This window comes from Pseudomonas sp. NPDC077186, from assembly GCF_044543505.1.
Classification (GTDB): domain Bacteria; phylum Pseudomonadota; class Gammaproteobacteria; order Pseudomonadales; family Pseudomonadaceae; genus Aquipseudomonas.
Genome location: NZ_JBITWE010000001.1, coordinates 1,295,701 through 1,318,892, shown reverse-complemented (window position 1 = coordinate 1,318,892; position 23,192 = coordinate 1,295,701). Strand labels below are relative to the sequence as shown.

Below are 23,192 nucleotides of genomic sequence, written 5' to 3'. Positions count from 1 at the left end.
ACCCAGGCGGTCACTAGGGCAGGCGAGCTTCTAGTCGCAGAGTGGCAGCGTCCACATAACTAAGAAACCCCAGCTCGACCAGTCGAGGATGAATTGGCACTTGCCGAGCTTCGCCGGTCTTGATGCGCTTTGCCTCCGGTGCATCGACGGCATCAGCACAGAAATCGAAGCAGGGATGTCCGTCTACGACCCTAATGTCAGCGGTATCAAGCTGCGCTATCTCGTTCGTTCGAGCACCGGTGAAATAGCCTACCAAGGGGAGCCAGAACCAAAAGGGATACGCCTTGGTTCGCCCATCCGCGACCGGTCCCTTGTATATGTAGCCGGAAAAGATTGCCTCAATGTCATCATTGTTAAAGGCAACGCCGTCACGGCTTCGCTCGTTCTTCCTCTCCTCGACAGGCTTGATGATCACGTCATCTGGTCTGAATGTGGTCAAATCAAGGTAGCGAGCATGCGCTTGGATTTGCTTCATGAAAGCGATGAGGGCGCGAACGCGTTCGTGACCGGTCTGTTGCTCAGAGTCATCGGTCAAGATTTCAATCAATTGCGTCGGCGGGTCAATTGATGCGTCGGCGTTAGCCTTCGTCTTGCGGGCGTTGTCGTACGCGGCCTGCCAGTCTTTTTTGGTCAATTGGCAAACGGGTTTGTGTTGCGTCAGGACGGTCATAACCCGGGCGAGGCGCTCCCTTTCCGCAAGAGTACCGCCGTGGTTCGCCTGTCCACCTTTTGACGAGGTGTCAGCCCTGTCGCGTTCCAGTTGGTGCTCCCATACCTGATAGAACGTCCAGTCGGCCATTGCTGGGTCGTAGCTCGGAACTGCTTGGGGCGTATCTACAGCGCCGTCACGGACTGGACGGAGGCTCCTGAGTACCAGCTCATCCCGCAGCTTCGGCAATACAGCCCGTAACTCGGTTGGTTGATAGGGCTGAGAGAGCTCCAGCAATTGCTTAGCCAAAGCCTCTTTTTCTTGCGGGACTGGTCGGCCATAGGCCCCGGTCAACAGGCGCTCCACCTCTCGGCGGCGTTGGCGAGCCTCGATTTCCTCGTCCGAAAGAATGGGGTCAGCGGGCCGGCTTTCGTCTTTGGGGCTGGAAAAGTCAGGAAAAAGCCCCTTCATTTCAAGCTCCATGGCTTCCAGGTAATCGGCCTCGGTTAGACCTAACTCGTCACGCTCTAACACACAAATCACCTTGTCAAAGGCCGCTTCAAGGCGAGCAGCATACTGTCTGGCGCGTTTTTGAGCCAAACGATGACTGTCGGTTCTCAGGGTGCGCCTGACCTCACGCTGTCCCTTGAATAGGGGGCGCAGCGGGCGCGGAATGACCATCCGGAAGTAAAACGTTCCGTGGCGATTAATGGTTAAGAAGGAGGGAGATGGTTTCATGCTGGGCACCGGATGATGCCCCACACGAATGTGACATCTCAGTGTCACACCAGCCCGTTAGGGCCGGTGGACCTGAGCACATTGGCTTAAAAATCAAGCCGCTGTGTAAGGATATGGTGGAACCGGGGGGATTTGAACCCCCGTCCGCCAGCTCTCCGCTATCGGTTCTACATGCTTAGCCATCTCTACTGAGTTAACTCCGCGCGGCCCGAGTGGCAGGGCGCTTGGAGCGAGCTGTATGAGTTTTAGCCGTTACGTCTACAGCGAACTTGGCGGCGATCCTGTTCTATATGACTGACCAAATCTTCGGGTTTACAGGCATCCCCTAGGGTCAGCTGGCGCCCTTAGGCGGCCAGAGCGTAGTTGTCGTCGTTGGCAACTATGAAGTTGTGGCAGCGGATTTACGAGAACTGTCACCTACTCGGCATGCCCCTCAAGTTTCGTTACCGGCGTCGAATCCTAATCGGCCCCAAAACCTTCGTGGTTACAGCTAGGATGCGGAGTGTACGGCAAAGGTTCCACAACGTCGACTGCGGATTCCAGCGCGGGAAGCTATGATGGCGCCTTGCGTCCCTCTGCGCGCCCTAAGGAAAGGAGTCGTCATGCCGAGTTCTAGCCGCTACCCCCTGCGTCAGTGGATCTGGCGGGCCTTCGTGCAGAGCGCGCTGATCCCGTTGATTCTGGTGGAGTCGGTGCTGATCGCAGTGTACCTGCTGAGCAACCAGGCGATCCGCGACGCCCAGGTCGGCCATCTGCAGGAGGCGGCGGTGAAGGACCTGGCCAGTGCCGCGCTGCGCGAGGGGCAGATCGTCGACGGTCGCCTGCGTTCGATCGAATCGCTGGTTCAGGTCTACCGCGATGCGACCCAGGGTGCGCTGCTCGACACCCGCTTCCAGGCCGACGAGCTGGAGCGTCAGCGCCACGCCAGCACCGACAGCGGGGTGTTCTACACCCGCAGCGACGACGGTCGCGCCGCCTCCTTCTACGCCAACAGCACGCCGCCGGCGCAGCAGGATCACGCCAAGGTCATGCGCCTGTCGCAGGTCGACCCGCTGATGCGCTCGATCCAGCAGGCCAACCCGCTGGTGGCCGCGCTCTACTTCAACAGCTGGGACAGCTACAACCGCATCTACCCCTGGTTCGACACGCCGGCGCAGTATCCCCATGACATGGTTATCCCGGACTACAACTTCTATTACCTCGCCGACGCCCAGCACAACCCCGAGCGCAAGACTGTGTGGACCGAGGTCTACCTCGATCCGGCCGGCCTCGGCTGGATGATGTCGGCCATCGCCCCGGTCTACCGCGGCGATTTCCTCGAGGGCGTGGTCGGTCTGGACATCACCGTCGGCCAGGTACTCGGCGAGATCGCCGAGCTCAACGTGCCCTGGCAGGGCTACGCCATGCTGGTCAGCCACGACCACAACATCATGGCGCTGCCGGCCGCCGGCGAGCTGGATTTTGGCCTGCGCGAGCTGACCCATTACTCCTACGACGAGGCGGTACGCCGCGAGGTGCTCAAGCCCGAGGACTTCAATCTGGCCAAGCGCGAGGGTATGGAGCCGTTGCTGCAGGCGATGAACGAGGGCCGCGGCAACGTTCAGGAGGTGCTGCTCGGCGGGCGCAAGCAACTGGTGGCCTGGAGCGAGATTCCGCAGACCGGCTGGCGCCTGTTGCTGGTGGTGGACGAGGAGCAGATCTTCCACGACACCAATCAGCTGGCCGAGCGCTACCAGCAGATCGGCTACCTGCTGATCGCCGGCCTGCTGGCCTTCTATCTGCTGTTCTTCGCCTGGATGTGGTTGCGTTCGCGGCGTCTCAGCGACCTGCTGGCGCACCCCATCGCCGATATCGTCGAGATGGCCGGCAGCCTCGGGCAGGGCAACTACCTGCCGGCGGCGCCGGACAGCCGGATCGCCGAAGTCAGCCGCCTGGCCGATGCTATGCAGCAAGCCGGGCGCCAGTTGCAGGCCAGCGAGCAGGAGCGTCAGGAGGCGCAGAACATCCTCCAGCTGGTGCTGGAAAGCACCACCGAGAGCCTCTGGCAGATCAATGCCCGCGATCTGACCATCGACCTCAGCGAACGCTTCGTGCGGCGCTTCGGCCTCGGTGCGCGCCACCTGAGCCTGAGCGAGTTCAACCAGCGCGTGCACCCGGACGACCTGGAACGCCTGCGCCACCTGCGCAAGCACTTCGCCGAGAGCGGCGACGAGCATTTCGACGCCGAGTACCGCTATCTCGACTGCCAGGGCCAGTACCTCTGGTTGCTCAGTCGCGGCAAGGTGCTGGAGCGCGACGCCAAGGGCTGGCCGCTGCGCGTGGCCGGTACCCATGTCGACATCACCCGCCTCAAGCAGGTGCAGGAGGAGTTGCGCCACGCCAGCCTAGAGGCCCTGGCCGCCAGCCAGGCCAAGAGCCGCTTCCTGTCGAGCATGAGCCACGAGCTGCGCACGCCGCTCAACGCCATCCACGGTTTCGCCCAGCTGATCGAGATGGAGGCGCAGGACAAGGCCGATGCCAAGCTGGAGAGCGACTACGCCCACGAGATCGTCAACGCCAGCCGCCACCTGACCTCGCTGGTCGACGACATCCTCGACCTGTCGAGCATCGAGAGCCGCCGTCAGCAGCTGCAGCTGCAGCCGCTGGAGATCGGCGGCCTGCTGGCCGGTTGCGCTGAGCTGGTGCAGCCCGAGGTGCAGCAGCGCCAGCTGCAGCTGCAGGTGATGGCGGCGGCCCAGCCGCCGCTGTTCGTCCAGGGCGACCCGCGCCGGGTGCGGCAGATCCTGCTCAACCTGCTGTCCAACGCGATCAAGTACAACAGCCCGCAGGGCCTCATCCGCATGGGCTACGAGGTGCGCGCCGACTGCGTGCGGCTGTGGGTCGACGATACCGGCCCGGGGCTCTCCGAGGAGCAGCAGGCGCAGCTGTTCCAGCCGTTCCAGCGCCTCGGTCGGGAGAGTTCGAACATCCCCGGCACTGGCATCGGCCTGGTGCTCTGCCGCGAGCTGGCCAGCCTGATGGACGGCGAGATCGGCGTGCGCAGCGAGCCGGGCGTGGGCAGCCGTTTCTGGCTCGATTTGCCCAGTGCCGCGCGGCCGGACGAGGCCGACGCCGACGCGCCGACGCAGTCGACGCAAGGCGAGCGGCGCCTGGTGCAGGTGCTGTGCGTGGAGGATCACCCGGCCTGCCTGAAGATTCTCCAGGAGGCGCTGCGCGAGTTCGCCGAGGTGCGCGGCGCGGGCACCCGACAGCGCGCGCTGGCCGAGTTGCAGGACAGCGAGCCGGCGCTGTTGCTGCTGGATGTCGACCTGCCGGACGGCAACGGCCTGGAGATACTCGACGCCATGCGCGCCGAGCCACGGCTGCGCGAGGTGCCGGTGCTGGTGATCAGCGCGGTGGCCGACCAGGCGCTATTCGAGGAAGCCAGGGCGCGCGGGGCCTCCGCCTGCCTGAGCAAACCGGTGGATCTGCAGGAGGTACGGCAGCTGGCGCTGGAGCTGCTCTATACCGGCTACTAGGCAGCAGTGCTGCAGGCGCCTACAACCAGCAGGGGAGTCGGCGACTACTCGCTGGCTTCCAGCAGATTGATGGCTTCGCCCAGCACCTTGACCGATTCGCTGTGGTTGCCGGCCTTGTGCAGGGCTTCGCCTTCGGCGCGCAGTTCCTGCACCTTGGCCAGCACGGCGGGGTCGGCCGGTGGGTCGCTTTGCAGCATGGCGTCGATCTTGGCCATGTCCGCCGGGCAGTGCATCGCCCACAGGGGCGCACTGAGCAGGGCGGCGGCGAAGAAGGCGGTTAGGCGGCGCATGATGGCTCTCCAGAACGGTGCGGTGGGACTTTCAGTATAGGAAGCCGTGTCGCGGCGTCATCGCCGCCGGTCACTCAACCCTTCACGCACAGCAGCTGGCGCAGGCTGTGCACCACCTCGACCAGGTCGCGCTGGGCCGCCATCACCGCCTCGATGTCCTTGTAGGCCATGGGGATTTCGTCGATCACGTGCTTGTCCTTGCGGCATTCGACATGGGCAGTGGCGCGCAGCTGGTCGGCCAGGTCGAAGCGTTTCTTCGCCTGGCTGCGGCTCATCACCCGGCCGGCGCCGTGGCTGCAGGAGCAGAACGCCTCGGCATTGCCCAGGCCGCGCACTATGTAGCTGCGCGTGCCCATGGAGCCGGGGATGATGCCCAGCTGGCCTGGCTGCGCCGACACCGCGCCCTTGCGCGTGACCAGCACCTCGCGGCCGAAGTGGCGTTCCTGCTGCACGTAGTTGTGGTGGCAGTCCACCGCCTCCAGCTGCGCCTCGAACGGCCGGCCGAGCACCTGGCGGGTCGCCGCGATCACCGCCTGCAGCATCAGCGCACGGTTCTGCCGGGCGTAGTCCTGGGCCCAGCCGACTGCCTCGAGGTAGTCGGCGAAATGCCGGCTGCCTTCCTCGAAGTAGGCCAGGTCCTTGTCCGGCAGGTTGGCCAGGTGCTGGCGCATGTCGGCCTGGGCCAGCTCGATGAACAGGTTGCCGATGGCGTTGCCGACGCCGCGCGAGCCGCTGTGCAGCATCAGCCAGACGCGGTCGGCCTGGTCCAGGCAGAGTTCGATGAAGTGATTGCCGCCGCCCAGGGTGCCGAGGTGCACGCGGTGGTTGCTCTGCTCCAGGCGCGGGTGCTTGGCGCAGATCGCCCGGAAGCGCCCGGCCAGTGTCTTCCAGGCTTGGTCGGTGGTGGCCGGCACCTGATCCCAGGCGCCGACGTCGCGCTTGCCGAAGCTCTTGCCGTGCGGCACCGCGCGCTCGATGGCGCCGCGCAGGCGGTGCAGGTTGTCCGGCAGATCCGTGGCGCGCAGCGAGGTGCGCGCGGCGATCATGCCGCAGCCGATATCCACGCCGACCGCGGCGGGGATGATGGCGCCGAGGGTGGGGATCACGCTGCCGATGGTCGAGCCCTTGCCCAGGTGCACGTCCGGCATCACCGCCAGGTGCTTGAAGATAAAGGGCATCCGCGCGGTGTTGAGCAGTTGCCGGCGGGCTTCGTCCTCCACCGGCACGCCGCGGGTCCAGAGCTTGATCGGCTTGCCGCCAGGGACTTGCAGCAGCTGCGGGCCGTGGTCGTGCATGGCTGGGTTCCTGCCTGGTATGACCGCTCTATTGTGCGCCTGCCGGCGCTCAATAGTGATACCAGCGCAGCTCCAGCTTGACCTCGTTGACCGGCGCGGCGAGCTGGCTGAACTCGCGCTGGGCGCTCAGGCGCAGGCCGAGGTCGGTGCGCACCTCCCATTGCTGATTGAGCGACAGGCGACGGCGCACCTCGCCGTTGTGGAAGTAGTCGCCGGCCGCCTCCAGCGTCAGGTTGCCCAGCGCGTTGCGCCACAGCAGACCGGTGTTGAAACCCAGCGCCGGGGCGACGAAGGCGGCGAAGTCGCGGTTGTGCTCCAGGCGCGCGGTGGCCAGGGCGAAGCCCAGGGTATCTGCGCCGAGTTGCCAGGTGGCGCCGCCGCCGCCGCCGATATGCGCCACCAGCGGGCTGTCGCCGTCTGCGCCGAGTACCCGCTCCAGGCCGCCGCCGACCTGCCAGGACCAGGGCTGGAGCAAGGCGTCGCGCGGCGTCAGCGAGCGGATGTTGGCCAGGTCCAGGCGCTGCACTTGCCAGTGGTTGCCCTCGTACTGGCGCAGCTTGAGCTGGGCGATCTCGATCTGCGCGCCTAGGGGGAAGCCGTCGAGGTTGTCGTTGAGGTCGTGGTAGGCCATGCGCAGGCCGTATTCGGCGAAGGCGCGGTTCTCGCGGCTGCCGCCGGCCAGCTGCCAGGTGCGCGACTGGTGGCCCTCCTCGGGCAGTAGCGGGCGTTGCAGCGCCAGCGGTGGCGGCGGGTTGCGGTTGACCGCACCGAGCAGCTGGAAACTGCGCTCGGCGGTCTCGTCCGTGCGCGCCTCGCCGCTGGCGCGGTAGCGCACCAGGCGGAAGGCGGCGTCCTGGATCAGCGCGCGGCGCTCGCTCGGCAGGCTCTGGAACGGTGCCGCTCCGAGCTGCGCGGAGTCGCCGGCCAGGCTCAGCACCCAGTGCTTTTCCTCGGCGTCCAGCGGCTCGGCGCGACCCAGCAGTTCGCGCTCGCGCGAGGGGCGGTAGTCGATGCGTTCGATCAGTCCGGCGTCCTTCACCGCGCGCACGGTGTCGGTGGGGATGGCGGTGATCGGGAAGTGCTCGGTCAGCTCGATGCCGGGGCGGGCGATCTCCAGCAGTTCGAGCAGGCGGTAGGAGCAGTTTTCGTCGAAGAAGAAGTAGTCGAAGCGCACCTGCTTGAGTTCCCACACGTGCTCGACCATGCGCCCTGTCTCCTCGGGGCTGAGGTTGAGGCGGTATTCCCACAGGTCGCGGTTCTCCAGGCGGCTGTACTCGCTGAGTTTCTCGCGGTAGGGCACCAGGGCGAACAGCCCGGGATAGCCGCCCATCAGTCCGCGCCAGGCGTAGAGGATGCTGTTGTCGTCGCCCTCGATAAAGGCGCCGAAGTTCAGCGCGTAGCTGAGCAGGGCGGTGTTGTGGCTGTCGACGTCGGCCTGGTCGATGCGCAGCAGGGTGTGGCCGAACATCGACGAGGGGCTGTTCAGATAGGCGGCGGGGAACACCAGCACGGTGCTGTGCGGATTGACGTCGGCGAACCAGGCGCGGTACTCGGCGCAGTCCGGGCTGGGCAGGTCGTGCAGCGCCAGGCGCTCCTTCAGCCAGCGGGTGCGCGCCGGGTAGACGCACTGCGGGTGGCGGTCGCCCAGTTCGGCCGGCTGGTACAGGGCCGCGAGCGTGGCGGCCAGCTCCGCGGCCGGATCGCTGGCGCCAGCCTCGGCGAGGAAGAAGGCCTGGTCGTCGACGTAGCTGCGCCAGCCGCCGAGCTTGCCGGTCTCGTAGTGGCCGAGGGCGATCCAGTAGGGATCGGCGGCGAGTTGCTCCGGCGAGGCGGCGGCCAGGGTGGTGACGGAATACAGTGCGAGGGCGGCGAATGTCCGTTTCAAGGTCGCTGTTCTTCTAATAGTGGCGATGGCCGAGCTTTGGCCAGGCGCGTGGCGGGTGTCAAGGCGGCGCTTGCGCGGTTGCCGTGCAACTTGGCCGGCAGCGGCCACACTTAAGTCATAGCCTCGAGGAGTTGCATCATGACCGCCCACGACACCGCCGCCGTGCTCGACGCCCTGCTGGCCGAATACGGCGCCCGCGCCAACGCCATTCGCCGCGACCTGGGGCGCAGCCATTCGGCGGATTTCGCCGAGCAGGCGCAGCAACGGCAGAACGACGAGGTGCTCGAGGCGCTGCTGGCCGAGGCCGAGGCCGCCTTGCGCCAGGTCGGCCTGGCCAAGCAGCGCCTGGCCGAGGGCCGCTACGGCGAGTGCCAGCGTTGTGGTGAGCCGATCGAGGCCGGGCGGCTCAAGGCGCTGCCCGCCGCGGAGTTCTGCCTGCGCTGCGCCGATCGCCCGCAGCGTTAGAGCAGCCAGGCCGCCAGGCTGAAGTAGAACAGCAGGGTGCACAGGTCGGTGATCGCCAGGGTCAGCGGTCCGGCGGCGATTTTCGGGTCGAGCTTGAGCGCGTGCAACGCCGCCGGCACGCTGAGACCGAGCAGGCAGGCGGCGCACAGCGACAGCAGGATGCTGGCGCCGATGATCGCGCCGGTCCAGGCCTCGCCGCGCCAGAGCCAGACGATCAGCGCCACCAGGCTGCCGCAGGTGACCCCCAGCAACACGGCGGTGGGCAGTTCGTGGCGCAGGCTGCGCAGGTACCAGACAGGGTTCGGGCGCACGCTGCGTAGCGCCTGGATGGTCACCGACATCGACTGCATGCTGACGCTCTCGCCCAGGCCCAGCACCAGGGTGAGGAAGAACGCCAGCACCAGGCTCTTGGCCAGGGTCAGTTCGTACAGGCTGGCGAGCAGCGCGCACAGGGTGCCGCTGGCGATGGTCGCCAGCAGCCAGGGCACGCGCAGGCGAAAGGCCCACCAGGGCGAGGCATTGCTGACCTGGGCGACGTGAAAGCCCAGGGTCTCGAACAGGGCGTCGGCCTGGTCGCGCTGGCGCAGGTCGTAGCTGTCCTCGTTGAGCAGGGCGATATCCACCAGGCCGCTGAGGCGGCCTTGCGCGTCGACCACCGGCAGGGCGAGGAAGCGCCGCTGGATCAGCAGCTGGCAGGCCTGGAGGATGCTCGCCTGTTCCGGCAGCGAGATCACGTCGCGATCCATCAGGTCGACCAGGCGCGCGTCCAGCGGCGCGGTGAGCAGGCGCCGGCTGGGCAGCACGCCGATCAGGCGCTGGGCGTCGTCGACCACGTAGAAGTAGATGATGCGCTCGCCCAGGCCCTGTTCGCGGATGTTGTCCAGCGCCTGGCGCACGCTGAGCTGGTGGTTGAGGGCCGCGTAGTCGCGCCGGGCGACATGCAGAACGGGTAGATGCAAGTGGCTGACGCTGGGCATGCAAGAGCACCGAATGCTGGATTGCTGGCAGGTTAGCGGCTCGGGCGAATTTTCGCCTGAGCTGAATCAAGCCTTGATCGTGATCGCGCAGCAGGCCCAGAATCACTCCCATGTTGCGGAGATTTCCGCCCGCTATAAGGATCGCCAATGTCCAAGCGTAGCCTCGATGCTTTGCGCCTTGCCCCCGAGTCCCTGACCCGTCCCTTCGCCCCCGAGCAGTTCAACTTCACCAGCACCGACGACCTCGAGCCCTTCCGTGGCGTGCTCGGTCAGGCTCGCGCGGTGGAGGCCCTGCAGTTCGGCGTGGCCATGCCGCGCCCCGGCTACAACGTGTTCGTCATGGGCGAGCCGGGTACCGGACGCTTCTCCTTCGTCCAGCGCTACCTCAAGGCCGAGGCCAAGCGCATGGAGACCCCGGCCGACCGGGTCTACGTCAACCATTTCGACGAGCCGCGCGAGCCGCGCGCGCTGGAACTGCCGGCCGGCACCGCCGGCGATTTCATCGCCGACATCAACCAGTTGATCGACAACCTGCTGGCCACCTTCCCGGCGGTGTTCGAGACGCCCACCTACCAGCAGAAGAAGAGCGCCATCGACCGCTCCTTCAACAAGCGCTACGACCAGGCGCTGGACGTGATCGAGAAGCTGTCGTTGGAGAAGGGCGTGGCCCTGTACCGCGACAGCAGCAATATCGCCTTCACCCCGATGGCCGACGGCAAGGCACTGGACGAGGCCGAGTTCGCCCAGCTGCCGGAAGCCGAGCGCGAGCGCTTCCATGCCGACATCGCCCTGCTCGAGGAGCGCCTCAACGAGGAGCTGGCCAGCCTGCCGCAGTGGAAACGCGAGTCGAGCAACCTGCTGCGCCAGCTCAACGAGGAGACCATCACCGTCGCCCTACAGCCGCTGCTGGCGCCGCTGTCGGAGAAATACGCGGAGAACGCCGGGGTCTGCGCTTACCTGCAGGCGATGCAGGTCAATCTGCTGAAGACCGCGGTCGAGCAGCTGGTCGACGTCGACAAGGCCGACCCGCAGCTGCGCAAGCTGCTCGAGGAGCAGTACTGCCCGAGCCTGGTGGTCGGTCACCACGCCAACGGCGGTGCGCCGGTGGTGTTCGAGTCGCACCCGACCTACGACAACCTGTTCGGCCGCATCGAATACAGCTCCGACCAGGGCGCGCTGTACACCAGCTACCGCCAGCTGCGCCCCGGCGCGCTGCACCGCGCCAACGGCGGCTACCTGGTGGTGGAGGCGGAGAAGCTGCTGGGCGAGCCCTTCGTCTGGGAGGCGCTCAAGCGCGCCCTGCATTCGCGCCAGCTGAAGATGGAGTCGCCGCTGGGCGACCTCGGCCGCATCGCCACCGTGACCCTCAATCCGCAGGTCATCGCGCTGCAGCTGAAAGTCATCATCATCGGCTCGCGCCAGCTCTACTACGCGCTGCAGGACCACGACCCGGACTTCCAGGAGATGTTCCGCGTGCTGGTCGACTTCGACGAGGACATTCCCCTGGCCGAGGACAGCCTGGAGCAGTTCGCCCAGCTGATGAAGACGCGCACCTCGGAGGAGGGCATGGCGCCTTTGACCGGCGCGGCGGTGGCGCGCCTGGCCACCTACAGCGCGCGCCTGGCCGAGCACCAGGGCCGTCTGTCGGCGCGCATCGGCGACCTGTTCCAGCTGGTCAGCGAGGCCGACTTCATCCGCCACCTGGCCGGCGAGACGCTCACCGACGTCGGCCATATCGAGCGCGCACTGAAGGCCAAGGCCACCCGCACCGGGCGTGTTTCCGCGCGGATCATCGACGACATGCTGGCCGGCATCATCCTGATCGACACCTGCGGCGCCGCGGTCGGCAAGTGCAACGGCCTGACCGTGCTGGAAGTGGGCGACTCGGCCTTCGGCGTGCCGGCGCGCATCTCCGCTACCGTCTATCCCGGCGGCAGCGGCATCGTCGACATCGAGCGCGAGGTCAGCCTGGGCCAGCCGATCCACTCCAAGGGGGTGATGATCCTCACTGGCTTCCTCGGCAGCCGCTACGCCCAGGAGTTCCCCCTGGAGATCTCCGCGAGCATCGCCCTGGAGCAGTCCTACGGCTACGTCGACGGCGACAGCGCCTCGCTCGGCGAGGTCTGCACGCTGATCTCGGCGCTGTCGCGCACGCCGCTCAAGCAGTGCTTCGCCATCACCGGCTCGATCAACCAGTTCGGCGAGGTGCAGGCGGTCGGCGGGGTCAACGAAAAGATCGAAGGCTTCTTCCGCCTGTGCGAGGCGCGCGGCCTGACCGGCGAGCAGGGGGTGATCATCCCGCATTCCAACGTCAGCAACCTGATGCTCGACGACCGTGTGCTGCAGGCGGTGCGCGCCGGCCAGTTCAACGTCTACGCCGTGCGCCACGTCGACGAGGCGCTGAGCCTGCTGGTCGGCGAGGCGGCCGGCCATCCGGACGAGCAGGGCCGTTTCCCCAAGGGCAGCGTCAATGCGCGGGTGGTCGAGCGCCTGCGCGAAATCGCCGAGATCGACCTGGAGGAAGACGGCAAGCACGCCGAGGCGGCCAAGGCCAAGGCCGAAGCCGAGCCTGTCGCCGCCAAGCCGGCCAAGGCGCCACGACGCAAGAAGGGCGAAGGCGAGGGCGCGGCGGGCTGAACAAATCTTGCACGATTGTCCCGGATCGCCCGGGACAGCCGTGCCGGCACCGTTGTTCAGCCGTCATGCACAGAGTTATCCACAGAATGCGGGGATAACTTTGGCCTTCACAGTGCGGCCGCTCGGGGTGTAGGCTGAAGCCTGGATTCCGCGAGGGTCGCCGCCATGCCGCGTAGCCTCTGCCTTACCCGCCAATGCCTGGGCCTGGTCACCCGTATCGAATGCGTGATCCGGCCGCTGGCCGGGGAAAACGGACTTTGGACGCTGCTCTGCGCCGCCGGCATGTCCGGCGCGCAACCCTCGGCGATCAAGGCACAGGGCCCGTTCTACGGGCCTTTCGTCGCCGAAGGGGTGCTCGCGTCGATCGCCGAGAGCCTGGCCCAGCAGGGCTATGCCGAATGCCTCGAACCGCCCATCTGGCGCCTGCACTTGCAGGCCGAACTGCGGCGCCTCAACGGCGAGCGCTGTCGACCCACCGGGCGTTATCAGTTCTAGCCGGAAACCTGAGGGTCATATCTGCGCGGCTTTTGTACAGCGCCTGCCAGGCCCCTGGCCATGCCCCGTCGCGCCCTGCAAGGCGCCATCGCCCACAGCTTTATCCACAGAAAGCGTGGATAACTGCCGAGGCCGTCGCGCGCTTTGTCTGGCGCGGGCGGCTGGGTATACTCGCGGCCAGTTTTGACCCTGCAGTGAGTCCCTATGGAACGCCTCATCGAAAACGCCATGTACGCCTCGCGCTGGCTGCTGGCCCCGATCTACTTCGGCCTGTCGCTGGCGGTGCTGGCGCTGTCGATCAAGTTCTTCCAGGAGCTGTACCACATCCTGCCGCAGATCTTCACCCTCGCCGAAGCCGACGTGATCCTCAAGCTGTTGTCGCTGATCGACATGGCCCTGGTCGGCGGCCTGCTGGTGATGGTGATGCTGTCCGGCTACGAGAACTTCGTCTCGCGCCTGGACATTCGCGAAGGCACCGAGAAGCTCAGCTGGCTGGGCAAGATGGACTCCGGCTCGCTGAAGATGAAGGTGGCCGCCTCGATCGTGGCTATTTCCTCGATCCACCTGCTCAAGGTGTTCATGGACGCCAAGAACTACGACCTCGAATACCTCAAGTGGTACGTGATCATCCACCTGACCTTCGTCGGCTCGGCCTTCGCCATGGGCTATCTGGACAAGCTGACCAAGTACGACGGCTGAGCCGTCCCCGGAGCTCCAGCGCCGCCCGGCCGTTGCAAAACGGACGGGCGGTTTGCTTTCTGCCTTGTGCTTTTATCTTCTTGTACAAAAATTGTATTTGAAGTGATTTTTGTATAGCTTTGCCTGCGCGAGGAGAGCCCCATGAACCTGCACGACCTGTCCAGCCACGCCCACGCCGGGCACATCGACGAGCTCAACCTGATCTCCATGGAGGGCGGCATCTACCTGCTCGAAGCGCAGATGGACGGCCGCGCCCACCCGCTCAGCGACAGCCAGGGCGCCACCCTGCACCTGCGCTCGGTGGAGCATGCCCGCGACCTGCTGCATGAGCTGCCGAAGGTGCCGTTCAACCTGGTGCACGCGGTGGTGCACGACGAGATGTGCGGCATGCCGGCCGGCAGCCAGGACTGCCTGAAGGTGCCGATTTCCCTGCGTTCCAGCTGGTGACGGCGCGCCGCCTGGCGCTGGTGCTCGGCGACCAGCTCAGTTTCGACCTGGCCAGCCTGCAGGGGCTCGATCCGGCGCAGGACGTCGTGCTGCTCGCCGAGGTCGCGGAGGAGGCCGGCCATGTACCGCACCATCCGCAGAAGATCGCCCTGATCTTCAGCACCATGCGCCACTTCGCCGCGGCGCTGCGCGAGCGCGGCCTGCGCGTGCAGTACGTGCACCTGGACGATGCCGACAACAGCGGCTCGCTGCCCGGCGAACTGCTGCGCTGGGCCGAGCAGCTCGGCGCCCAGGAAATCCACCTCACCGAATGCGGCGACTGGCGCCTGGAGCAGGCCCTGCGCCACTGCGGCCTGCCGATTCACTGGCATGTCGACCAGCGTTTTCTCTGCAGCCGCGAGGCGTTCGCCGCCTGGGCCGGCGGGCGCAAGCAGCTGCGCATGGAGTACTTCTACCGCGAGATGCGCCGCCGCAGCGGCCTGCTGATGAACGGCGACGGCACGCCGCTGGGCGGCGCCTGGAACTTCGACGCCGACAACCGCAAGGCCCTGCCGCGCGGCGTGCGCCCGCCGCCGCCGCTGCGCAGCGCTCCCGACGCGATCACCCATGAGGTGCTGGCGCTGGTGGCCGCGCGCTTCTCGCACCACTACGGCAGCCTGGCAGCCTTCGATTACCCGGTGACCCACGCCGAGGCCGAGCGGCTCTGGGCGCATTTCCTCGCCCATGGTCTGGCGGATTTCGGCGACTACCAGGACGCCATGGCCAGCGGCGAGCCCTTTCTCTTTCACGCGCGCATCAGCGCCGCGCTGAACATCGGCCTGCTCGACCTGCGCCGCCTGTGCGCCGACGTCGAAGCCGCCTATTGGGCCGGGCGCGTGCCGCTGAATGCGGCGGAGGGCTTTATCCGCCAACTGATCGGCTGGCGCGAGTACGTGCGCGGCATCTACTGGCTGCAGATGCCCGACTACGCTGAGGGCAACGCCTTCGGCAACAGGCGCGCGCTGCCGGCGTTCTACTGGACCGGCAACACCCGCATGAACTGCCTGCGCCAGGCCATCGGCCAGACCCTGGAGCACGCCTACGCCCACCATATCCAGCGGCTGATGGTCACCGGCAACTTCGCCCTGCTCGCCGGCATCGCGCCCAAGGCGATCTGCGACTGGTACCTGGCGGTGTACATGGATGCCTTCGACTGGGTCGAGCTGCCCAACACCCTGGGCATGGTGATGCACGCCGACGGCGGCTACCTCGGCTCCAAGCCCTACTGCGCCAGCGGCCAGTACATCAAGCGCATGTCCGACTACTGCGGCGGCTGCGCCTACAAGGTGAGCGAGAGCAGCGGCGAGTCGGCCTGCCCGTTCAACGCGCTGTACTGGCACTTCCTTATGCGCCACCGCGAGCGGCTGGAGCGCAACCCGCGCCTGGGCATGGTCTATCGCAACCTGGCGCGCATGGACGAAGCCAGGCAGCAGGCGCTGTGGGACTGGGGCGAACGCCTGCTGGCCCGCCTGGATTCCGGGCAGATGCTGTGAACAAGCGCCAGTTGCCGGTGAAAAGCTGCGCGGTCTGCGGGCTGCCGTTTACCTGGCGCAAGAAATGGGCGCGCTGTTGGGACCAGGTGCGTTACTGCTCCGAGCGCTGCCGACGCCGCCGTTCCACCAGCATGGGCGCGTGACGACGGGCCGCGCTTCTGTGCTAGTCTGGCCGGCCTTTTTGCAGCCCCAAGCGGAGCCTTTCATGTCCGAATTCACCTTCAGCCCCGATCTGTCCTCCGACGAGGGCCGCGTCAGCTACGGCATCGGCCGCCAGCTCGGCGGTCAACTGCGCGACAACCCGCCGCCCGGCGTCGACCTGACGGCCATCCTCGCCGGCCTGACCGACGCGTTCGGCGGCCAAGCCAGCCGCGTCTCCGAGGCCGAGCTGGGCGCCAGCTTCAAGGTCATCCGCGAAATCATGCAGGCCGAAGCTGCCGCCAAGGCCGAAGCCGCTGCCGGCGAAGGCCGCGCCTACCTGGCCGAGAACGCCAAGCGCGAGGGCGTCACCGTGCTGGCCTCCGGTCTGCAGTACGAAGTGCTGGTGGCGGGCGAGGGCGCCAAGCCGTCGGCCGAGGACCAGGTGCGTACCCATTACCACGGCACCCTGATCGACGGCACCGTGTTCGACAGCTCCTACGAGCGCGGCCAGCCGGCGGAATTCCCGGTCGGCGGGGTGATCCCGGGCTGGGTCGAGGCGCTGCAACTGATGGGCACCGGCAGCAAGTGGCGCCTGCACGTGCCGAGCGAGCTGGCCTACGGCGCCCAGGGCGTCGGCAGCATCCCGCCGCACAGCGTGCTGGTGTTCGATGTCGAGCTGCTCGATATCCTGTAAGGCATCGCGGTATCGGTGCGCACAGCGCACCCTACCTAACGAAAACGGGGCGCCCGATCAAAAGGGCGCCCCGTTTCGTAGGGTGCGCCGTGCGCACCGAATGGCGGTTTTGACTCAGGGCCGCAACGCTCGCGCATAACAGTAGAGGAACAGGCTGCGCACCAGCTCCTTGAGCACTATGGGCTCGCTGGAGCTGAGTTCGTGCAGGTCGAGGTCGCCCTGGTCACGCAACTCGTCCAGCGCCTCTTCTTCGAGCATGGCGCAGACTTCCCCGGTTTCGCGGTTGAGGATGCGCAGGTAGGGATGCGGGCGGTCCAGCCAGGCATCGATCAGGTAGGTCATGGCAGTCTCCTTGGCCGTCTTTACGCAATCGAGAATAATTCCTATTACGTAAATAGCAAGGGTTAATTGCGACCTTTTGTCGTTTGCCCATCGTAGGGTGCGCTGTGCGCACCACTTTCGATAGCCTGAAGAGTCGGTGCGCACGGCGCACCCTGCGGCGGCACTGCTCAGTGTGCGGGTAAGGCCTGCGGCTCGGTATCCGGCTTGGCCAGCAGGCTGTAGACGCAGGGCAGGACGAACAGGGTGAACAGGGTGCCGACGCTCATCCCGGTGGCGATCACCAGGCCGATGTCGAAGCGGCTCACCGCGCCGGCGCCGCTGGCGAGGATCAGCGGCACCATGCCGAACACCATCGCCGCGGTGGTCATCAGCACCGGGCGCAGGCGGATCGCCGCCGCTTCCTCGATGGCCTCGCGCAGCGGCAGGCCCTTCTCATGCCGCAGCTGGTTGGCGAACTCGACGATGAGGATGCCGTGCTTGCTGATCAGACCGATCAGCGTCACCAGGCCGACCTGGGTGTAGATGTTCATGGTCGAGAAGCCGAGGAAGATCGGCACCAGCGCGCCGCAGATCGACAGCGGCACGGTGACCAGGATCACCAGCGGGTCGCGGAAGCTCTCGAACTGCGCGGCCAGCACCAGGAAGATGATCGCCAGGGCCAGGGCGAAGGTGACGAACAGCGCGCTGCCTTCCTGGATGTACTGCCGCGAGGCACCGGCATAATCGAAGCTGTAGCCGCGCGGCGCCTCCTCGCGGGCGATGGCGGTGATGGCGTCGATCGCCTCGCCCTGGCTGACGATGGGCACGCCTTCGATGATCGCCGAGTTGAGTTGCTGGAACTGCTTGAGCTTGGTCGGCCGGGCGCGGTCGCTGAGGCTGATCAGGGTGCCCAGCGGCACCATGGCGCCGCTTTCGCTGCGCACGTGGTAGCTGTCCAGCCAGCCCGGGTTGTCGCGGTAGGCCCGCTCAACCTGGGCGATCACCTTGTAGCTGCGCCCGTCGATGGTGAAGCGGTTGATCTCGCCCTCGCCGAGCAGGCTGGCCAGGGTGGCGCCCAGGTCTTCCATGGACACGCCCATCTGCGCGGCTTTCTCGCGGTCGATGTCGACCACCACTTCCGGCTTGTCGAAGGCCAGGTCGATATTGAGGAAGGCGAACTTGCCCGACTCCAGCGCGCGCGCCTTGATCCGCTCGGTCACCTGCAGCAGCGACTCGTAGTCGTTCGGCGTGTTGATCACGAACTGGAACGGCAGGCCCTCGCCGGTGCCCGGCAGCGACGGCAGGTTGAAGCCGAAGATCTGCAGCCCGGGGATGTGGTCGAGCCGCGCCTGCACCTCCGGAAGGATCTCCATCTGCGTGCGCTCGCGCTCGTTCCAGGGCGTCAGCAGAAAGCCGCCGATGCCCGACTGCACGCCGTCGAAGCCGTTGATCTGGAACGAGGAGTAGTACTCGGGAAAGGTCTTGAAGATCTCCACGAACTGATCGGTGTAGGCGTTGACGTAGTCGAGGTTGGTCGGCTGCGGCGCGTTGGCGAAGAGGAACACGATGCCCTGATCCTCCTCCGGCGCCAGTTCGCTCTCGGTAAAGCTGAGCAGCAGCGGGATCAGCGCCATGACGATCAGGCCGAACACCACCACCACCGGGCGGGTGTCGAGGGTGCCGTGGAGCATCTTCTGATAACGCTGCTTGAGGCGGTCGAAGATCAGATCCAGGCGATGGGCCAGGCCCGAGGGGTTCTCGTCGTGGCGCAGCAGCTTGGCGCACATCATCGGCGACAGGGTCAGGGCGACTATGCCGGAGATGATCACCGCGCCGGCCAGGGTCAGGGCGAACTCCTTGAACAGCGCGCCGGTCAGGCCCTCGAGGAAGCCGATGGGGGCGTACACCGCGGCCAGGGTGATGGTCATCGACACTACCGGCACGGCGATCTCGCGCGCACCCTCGATGGCCGCATCGAACGGCGTCTTGCCCTCCTCGATATGGCGGTGGATGTTCTCTACGACGACTATGGCGTCGTCCACCACCAGGCCGATGGCCAGCACCATGGCCAGCAGGGTCAGCAGGTTGATCGAGTAGCCCATCAGCTGCATGAAGAACAGCACGCCGATCATCGACAGCGGGATGGTGATCACCGGGATCAGCACCGAACGCAGCGCGCCGAGGAACAGGAACACCACGACTATGACGATCAGCACCGCCTCGAACAGGGTCTTGACCACCTCGTCGATGGACGCCTGGATGAACAGGGTGGCGTCGTAGGCGATAGCCACCTCGAGGTTCGGCGGCAGCTGCGCCTCCAGCTCGGGGAGGATGCCGCGCACCTCCTTGATCACCTCCAGCGGGTTGGCGCTCGGCGTGCCCTTGATGGCGATGTACACCGAGGGGATGCCGTCGAACGAGCTGATCGAGTCATAGTTCTCCGCGCCCATTTCCACCCGGGCGATATCGCGCACCAGCACGCGGCTGTCGCCGAGCGTCTTCACCGGGATGGCACCGAAGGCCTCGGCCGACTTCAGGTCGGTGCTGGCGTTGATGCTGGTGACCACGTACTGGCCCTTCACCTCGCCGGCGGCGGAGAGGAAGTTGTACTTGCGCACCGCCTCGTTGAGGTCGCCGGCGCTGACGCCGTAGGCGGCCATCTTCACCGGGTCCAGCCACAGGCGCATGGCGAACACCTGGTTGCCGAGGATCTGCGCCTCGGCCATGCCGGGCAGGGTGGCCAGCTTGGGCTGGATCACCCTGGAGAGGTAGTCGGTGATCTGCGGGTTGGACAGCTCGTCGCTGTAGAAGCTGACGTACATCAGCGCCGAGGCGTCGGCCGCTTCCTTGGACAGCACCGGATCCTCGGCGTCCTGCGGCAGCTGGTTCTTCACCTCGTTGGCCTTGGCCAGCAGTTCGGTGAACAGGCGGTCGGTGTCGGCGCCGATGCGCGCGTAGATGGAGATGGTGGACAGATTCTGCTGGCTCGACGAGGTCATGTAGTCGATGCCTTCGGCGCTGGCCAGGCTCTGCTGCAGCGGCTGGGTGATATAGCCCTGGATGGTCTCGGCGTTGGCCCCGGGGTAGGCGGTGGTCACCGTGATCAGGGCGTTCTCCATCTGCGGGTACTGGCGGATGCTCAGCTTGCCGAAGGCCTGGAAGCCGAGCAGCACGATCAGCAGGCTGACCACTGTGGCCAGCACCGGACGGCGGATAAAAGGATCGGTAAAAGCCATAAGGATTTCCTTGGCTGTTGTCATCGGTAGGAGCCGGCATGCCGGCGAGATCCGGGTTGGGACAGATCGCCAGCAAGCTGGCTCCTACGCGTGTTGACGGGTCAGTTCGCGTCTAGTTGCAGCGCCGGATCTTCGACCAGCTCGACATGGACGCCGTTATCCAGCTTGAGCTGGCCGGCTGTCACCACCTGCTCGCCGGCTTGCAGGCCCTTGAGAATCACCACCTGGCCGGCGCGGCGCTCGCCGGTCTCGACGAAGCGCCGCTCGACCGTCAGCTGCGTCTTGCCCTCGGCATCCTTGACCGGTTGGCCGTCCTCGTCCTGCTGTTCCTGCACCACATACACCGAGTTGCCGTAGAGGGTGTAGGTGATGGCGGTTTCCGGCACCAGGATCTGCGGCTGATCATCCGGCAGCAGCACCTCGAGGTTGGCGAACATGCCCGGCAGCAGCTTCTCCTGCGGGTTGCTCAGGGTGGCGCGCACCTGCAGGTTGCGGGTCTCGTTCTCCACCTTGGGGTTGAGCGCGGCGATCCGGCCCTCGAAGGTCTCGCCCGGGTAGGCGGCCACGCCGACCAGCACGCGCTGGCCGACCTGCAGCAGCGGCGCGCGCTGTTCGGGCAGGAAGAAGTCGACGTGCAGGCGCGACAGGTCCTGCAGGGTGGCGATGGCGGCGCCGGGCGAGAGGTAGTCGCCGGTGTCCACCTGGCGGATGCCGATGGTGCCGGCGAAGGGCGCGAGCACGCGCTTCTTGTCCAGCTGCGCCTTGAGCTGGGCGACCGTCGCCTCGGCCTTGAGCAGCTCGGCGTTGAGGCGGTCGAACTCGCTCTTGGAGATGTTTTGCCGGCTGACCAGGCTGCGGCCGCGCTCGAATTCGACCCGCGCCAGGCTGCGCACCGCCTCGGCGGTGGCCAGGTTGGCGCGTTCCACTTCGCTGTCGAGCTGGATCAGCGGCTGGCCGAGGGCGACCTTCTGCCCGGACTCGAACAGCACTGCGCTGACGATGCCGTCCACCTCGGCCGACAGATCCACGCCCTGATAGGCCTTGAGCGTGCCGATGGCCGGCAGGCGACCCTGCCAGGGCTGCTCTTCGGCACGGCTGGCGGACACCCTGATGGCCGGCGGCGCTGCCGAGAACATCTGGATCTGCTGGTAGATGGAGAGGCCTTTGTAGGCGGCGAGGGCGAGCACCACGACGAGTACCGCGCCGAGCATGATGAGCATGCGACGGAGCAACATATTCCGTTTCCTTGGCAAGCAGGTAGGGCCTGGGAATAGGCAAGAGAGGCACCTTAGTGCCAGAGCCGGGCGCTGTCAAAACCCTGTGGGACGGGTGATTGCAGGGTGCTGGCACTTCCCTGTGCCGCAGTTGGAGAGGTTTCAGGAGCCCAGGCGGCGGGTCACCTCGCCCAGTTGCCCGGACAGGTTGCGCAGGTTGTGGCTGGCGGCCTGGGTGCGCTCGACGTTCTCCTGGTTGGCGCTGGCGATGGCGGTCAGTTCGGTGAGGTTGCGCGAGATGTCCTCGGCCACCGAAGTCTGTTCCTCGGCGGCGGTGGCGATCTGCCGGTTCATGTCGCGGATCGCCTCCACCGCGCCGGTGATGCGCTGCAGCATGGCGCCGGCCTCGGTGACCTGGGTGACGCCCTGGTCGCTGCGCTGCTGGCCGCTCTCGATGGCGCGCACGGCGTTCAGCGCGCCGGTCTGCACGGTATCGATGATCTGGTTGATCTCGGCGGTGGATTCGGCGGTGCGTTGGGCCAGGGTGCGCACTTCGTCGGCGACCACGGCGAAGCCGCGGCCCTGTTCGCCGGCGCGCGCCGCCTCGATGGCGGCATTGAGCGCCAGCAGGTTGGTCTGCTCGGCGATGCCGCGGATCACCTCCAGCACCTTGCCGATGCGCCCGCTGTCGGCCTCCAGGCGGCGGATCACCTCGGCGGTGTTGGCGATCTCGCCGCGCATGTCGGTGATGGTGGCGATGGTCGACTGCATCACCTGGCCGCCCTGGCGCGCCGAATCGTCGGCGTCGTCCGCCGCGTGCGCCGCCTCGGCGGCATGCCGCGCCACCTCCTGGGCGGTGGCGGACATCTGGTGCATGGCGGTGGCGACCTGGTCGGTGCGCTCGAACTGCTCGTTGACCCCCTCGGTCATGCGCGAGGCGATGGCGTTCAGCTCGCCGCTGGCGTTGTCGAGATTGCCGCTGCTCCGGTGCAGGCTCTCGGTGGTGCTGGCGAGAAAGTCGCGCAGGGTGTTGGCGGCTATCGCCAGCATGCCCAGCTCGTCGGCGCGCGAGGTCTCCACGCGCTGGCCGAACTGGCCGTGGCTGAGCTGATCGACGTGGGTGATCAGGTGGCGGATGGGGATGATCAGGTGGCGATTGACCAGCCACAGGCTGAACACCCCGATCACCAGCGCGGCGGCCAGCATCAGCAGGGTGCCGCTGAGGATGGTGCGCTCGGCGCTGGCGTTGATCTGTTCGGCCTGGCTCAGGCTGCGCTGGCGCAGTTGGTCGACCAGCGCGCTCATCTGCTCGCTGGCGGCGCGGTCGATGCCCTTGACCGCGGCATCGCCGGCCTTGGCGTCGGCGCCGGCGGCGACGAAGGCGTCGCGGCCCTTGCGGTAGTTGGCGCCGAGGCTCTGGTGTTCGCTGCGCAGGCGTTCGACCTGGGCCTTCAGCGCCGGCTCGGCGGCGGCGACCTGGATCAGCTGGCCGAGGGTGTCCTGTACCTTGCGCTCCTGCGCCTCGAACTGGCTCCAGTAGCGCTCGAGGTTGGCGCTGTCCTGGCCGCGTAGCAGCACGTTCTTCCATTCCTGCACCTGGATCTTGAACTCGACGTTGGCCGCGTCGATCAGCCGCGAGGCCTCCAGCGGGCCATCGAGCAGGCCGCGGTAGGACTGGATGCCGCCGGAGAGGAAATTGAAGCAGGCCAGCGCGGTGATCAGGATCAGCGCCAGGCTGCCGCCGAGCAGAGCGAGAATCTGTGCACGCAGGGATTTTTGCAGCATGGGAGTCATGCCTCGGAGGTCGAACGTTGGGAAGCCAGCCGGAAGCAAGCGCGTGGCGGTGGTGTCGATTTCCCTATCGCTCAGCTGCTCCGCCGCCGGGAGCAGGTGGCTGAAGTATAGGTCGGCCACGCAGTCGCGGCCCTTTGCAGGTTATGACGTCTTGATGACGTTTAG

Annotated in this window: 18 protein-coding genes and 1 other RNA gene; 9 read left to right on the top strand and 10 right to left on the bottom strand. The window is 66.5% G+C overall.

Annotated features, from left to right (window positions below; translation table 11 throughout):
* Positions 1 to 13 precede the first annotated feature (13 nt).
* Positions 14 to 1,387, bottom strand: a complete 1,374-nt coding sequence (locus ACIGKL_RS06235; RefSeq protein WP_397485818.1) for a DUF6538 domain-containing protein — start codon at positions 1,385 to 1,387, stop codon at positions 14 to 16.
* Between the two features lie 114 nt (positions 1,388 to 1,501).
* Positions 1,502 to 1,858: a transfer-messenger RNA gene (gene ssrA / locus ACIGKL_RS06230) on the bottom strand.
* A 131-nt stretch (positions 1,859 to 1,989) separates the two neighbouring features.
* Here ssrA and ACIGKL_RS06225 point away from each other — a divergent pair.
* Entirely contained in the window at positions 1,990 to 4,905 is a 2,916-nt protein-coding gene (locus ACIGKL_RS06225) for an ATP-binding protein (RefSeq protein ID WP_397485817.1), read from the top strand.
* 44 nt (positions 4,906 to 4,949) lie between these two features.
* Here ACIGKL_RS06225 and ACIGKL_RS06220 read toward each other — a convergent pair whose 3' ends face one another.
* From ACIGKL_RS06220 to ACIGKL_RS06210, 3 genes are all read right to left on the bottom strand, one after another.
* Positions 4,950 to 5,195 (bottom strand): hypothetical protein, encoded by a 246-nt coding sequence (locus tag ACIGKL_RS06220; protein WP_021445945.1) that lies wholly within the window; start codon positions 5,193 to 5,195, stop codon positions 4,950 to 4,952.
* A gap of 74 nt (positions 5,196 to 5,269) precedes the next feature.
* Positions 5,270 to 6,490: an RtcB family protein gene (locus ACIGKL_RS06215; protein WP_397485816.1), complete on the bottom strand. Its 1,221-nt coding sequence runs from the start codon at positions 6,488 to 6,490 to the stop codon at positions 5,270 to 5,272.
* 49 nt (positions 6,491 to 6,539) lie between these two features.
* Positions 6,540 to 8,375 (bottom strand): DUF4105 domain-containing protein, encoded by a 1,836-nt coding sequence (locus tag ACIGKL_RS06210; protein ID WP_397485815.1) that lies wholly within the window; start codon positions 8,373 to 8,375, stop codon positions 6,540 to 6,542.
* Positions 8,376 to 8,513: 138 nt separating this feature from the next.
* Between ACIGKL_RS06210 and ACIGKL_RS06205 the strand changes: the two genes are divergently transcribed.
* Positions 8,514 to 8,840 (top strand): TraR/DksA family transcriptional regulator, encoded by a 327-nt coding sequence (locus ACIGKL_RS06205; protein WP_397485814.1) that lies wholly within the window; start codon positions 8,514 to 8,516, stop codon positions 8,838 to 8,840.
* Here the strand turns inward: ACIGKL_RS06205 and ACIGKL_RS06200 are convergent.
* A complete protein-coding gene (locus ACIGKL_RS06200; protein WP_397485813.1) occupies positions 8,837 to 9,817 on the bottom strand; it encodes a magnesium transporter in 981 nt (326 codons plus the stop codon). The genes ACIGKL_RS06205 and ACIGKL_RS06200 overlap by 4 nt on opposite strands.
* A 147-nt stretch (positions 9,818 to 9,964) precedes the next feature.
* Between ACIGKL_RS06200 and ACIGKL_RS06195 the strand changes: the two genes are divergently transcribed.
* The 7 genes from ACIGKL_RS06195 to ACIGKL_RS06165 all read left to right on the top strand — a co-directional run bounded on the left by ACIGKL_RS06195 (position 9,965) and on the right by ACIGKL_RS06165 (position 16,462).
* Complete coding sequence (locus ACIGKL_RS06195) at positions 9,965 to 12,454, top strand: Lon protease family protein (protein WP_397485812.1); 2,490 nt, start codon at positions 9,965 to 9,967, stop codon at positions 12,452 to 12,454.
* 165 nt (positions 12,455 to 12,619) lie between these two features.
* Positions 12,620 to 12,949 (top strand): hypothetical protein, encoded by a 330-nt coding sequence (locus ACIGKL_RS06190; RefSeq protein WP_397485811.1) that lies wholly within the window; start codon positions 12,620 to 12,622, stop codon positions 12,947 to 12,949.
* Between the two features lie 204 nt (positions 12,950 to 13,153).
* Positions 13,154 to 13,648, top strand: a complete 495-nt coding sequence (locus ACIGKL_RS06185; RefSeq protein WP_021443600.1) for a TIGR00645 family protein — start codon at positions 13,154 to 13,156, stop codon at positions 13,646 to 13,648.
* Between the two features lie 141 nt (positions 13,649 to 13,789).
* Entirely contained in the window at positions 13,790 to 14,095 is a 306-nt protein-coding gene (locus ACIGKL_RS06180) for a DUF6482 family protein (RefSeq protein WP_397485810.1), read from the top strand.
* Entirely contained in the window at positions 14,089 to 15,627 is a 1,539-nt protein-coding gene (locus ACIGKL_RS06175; RefSeq protein WP_397486258.1) for a cryptochrome/photolyase family protein, read from the top strand. Before ACIGKL_RS06180 ends, ACIGKL_RS06175 begins: the two co-directional genes overlap by 7 nt.
* Positions 15,624 to 15,770, top strand: a complete 147-nt coding sequence (locus tag ACIGKL_RS06170; protein ID WP_397485809.1) for a DUF2256 domain-containing protein — start codon at positions 15,624 to 15,626, stop codon at positions 15,768 to 15,770. Before ACIGKL_RS06175 ends, ACIGKL_RS06170 begins: the two co-directional genes overlap by 4 nt.
* Positions 15,771 to 15,832: 62 nt before the next feature.
* Complete coding sequence (locus ACIGKL_RS06165; protein ID WP_397485808.1) at positions 15,833 to 16,462, top strand: FKBP-type peptidyl-prolyl cis-trans isomerase; 630 nt, start codon at positions 15,833 to 15,835, stop codon at positions 16,460 to 16,462.
* 114 nt (positions 16,463 to 16,576) lie between these two features.
* Here ACIGKL_RS06165 and ACIGKL_RS06160 read toward each other — a convergent pair whose 3' ends face one another.
* The 4 genes from ACIGKL_RS06160 to ACIGKL_RS06145 form a co-directional block, all read right to left on the bottom strand.
* A complete protein-coding gene (locus ACIGKL_RS06160; protein ID WP_074675630.1) occupies positions 16,577 to 16,804 on the bottom strand; it encodes a hypothetical protein in 228 nt (75 codons plus the stop codon).
* Between the two features lie 167 nt (positions 16,805 to 16,971).
* The gene (locus tag ACIGKL_RS06155; RefSeq protein ID WP_397485807.1) at positions 16,972 to 20,019 is read right to left on the bottom strand and encodes a multidrug efflux RND transporter permease subunit; all 3,048 of its coding nucleotides are present in this window, start codon (positions 20,017 to 20,019) and stop codon (positions 16,972 to 16,974) included.
* Between the two features lie 101 nt (positions 20,020 to 20,120).
* Positions 20,121 to 21,254, bottom strand: a complete 1,134-nt coding sequence (locus ACIGKL_RS06150) for an efflux RND transporter periplasmic adaptor subunit (protein ID WP_397485806.1) — start codon at positions 21,252 to 21,254, stop codon at positions 20,121 to 20,123.
* A 141-nt stretch (positions 21,255 to 21,395) separates the two neighbouring features.
* Complete coding sequence (locus tag ACIGKL_RS06145; protein ID WP_397485805.1) at positions 21,396 to 23,018, bottom strand: methyl-accepting chemotaxis protein; 1,623 nt, start codon at positions 23,016 to 23,018, stop codon at positions 21,396 to 21,398.
* Between the last annotated feature and the right edge of the window lie 174 nt (positions 23,019 to 23,192).

Bases quoted from the DNA above. Each gene is read 5' to 3' on its own strand.
- ACIGKL_RS06235 (WP_397485818.1), bottom strand. From the start codon at position 1,387: ATGAAACCATCTCCCTCCTTCTTAACCATTAATCGCCACGGAACGTTT.
- ACIGKL_RS06225 (WP_397485817.1), top strand. From the start codon at position 1,990: ATGCCGAGTTCTAGCCGCTACCCCCTGCGTCAGTGGATCTGGCGGGCC.
- ACIGKL_RS06220 (WP_021445945.1), bottom strand. From the start codon at position 5,195: ATGCGCCGCCTAACCGCCTTCTTCGCCGCCGCCCTGCTCAGTGCGCCC.
- ACIGKL_RS06215 (WP_397485816.1), bottom strand. From the start codon at position 6,490: ATGCACGACCACGGCCCGCAGCTGCTGCAAGTCCCTGGCGGCAAGCCG.
- ACIGKL_RS06205 (WP_397485814.1), top strand. From the start codon at position 8,514: ATGACCGCCCACGACACCGCCGCCGTGCTCGACGCCCTGCTGGCCGAA.
- ACIGKL_RS06200 (WP_397485813.1), bottom strand. From the start codon at position 9,817: ATGCCCAGCGTCAGCCACTTGCATCTACCCGTTCTGCATGTCGCCCGG.
- ACIGKL_RS06195 (WP_397485812.1), top strand. From the start codon at position 9,965: ATGTCCAAGCGTAGCCTCGATGCTTTGCGCCTTGCCCCCGAGTCCCTG.
- ACIGKL_RS06190 (WP_397485811.1), top strand. From the start codon at position 12,620: ATGCCGCGTAGCCTCTGCCTTACCCGCCAATGCCTGGGCCTGGTCACC.
- ACIGKL_RS06185 (WP_021443600.1), top strand. From the start codon at position 13,154: ATGGAACGCCTCATCGAAAACGCCATGTACGCCTCGCGCTGGCTGCTG.
- ACIGKL_RS06180 (WP_397485810.1), top strand. From the start codon at position 13,790: ATGAACCTGCACGACCTGTCCAGCCACGCCCACGCCGGGCACATCGAC.
- ACIGKL_RS06165 (WP_397485808.1), top strand. From the start codon at position 15,833: ATGTCCGAATTCACCTTCAGCCCCGATCTGTCCTCCGACGAGGGCCGC.
- ACIGKL_RS06160 (WP_074675630.1), bottom strand. From the start codon at position 16,804: ATGACCTACCTGATCGATGCCTGGCTGGACCGCCCGCATCCCTACCTG.
- ACIGKL_RS06155 (WP_397485807.1), bottom strand. From the start codon at position 20,019: ATGGCTTTTACCGATCCTTTTATCCGCCGTCCGGTGCTGGCCACAGTG.
- ACIGKL_RS06150 (WP_397485806.1), bottom strand. From the start codon at position 21,254: ATGTTGCTCCGTCGCATGCTCATCATGCTCGGCGCGGTACTCGTCGTG.
- ACIGKL_RS06145 (WP_397485805.1), bottom strand. From the start codon at position 23,018: ATGCTGCAAAAATCCCTGCGTGCACAGATTCTCGCTCTGCTCGGCGGC.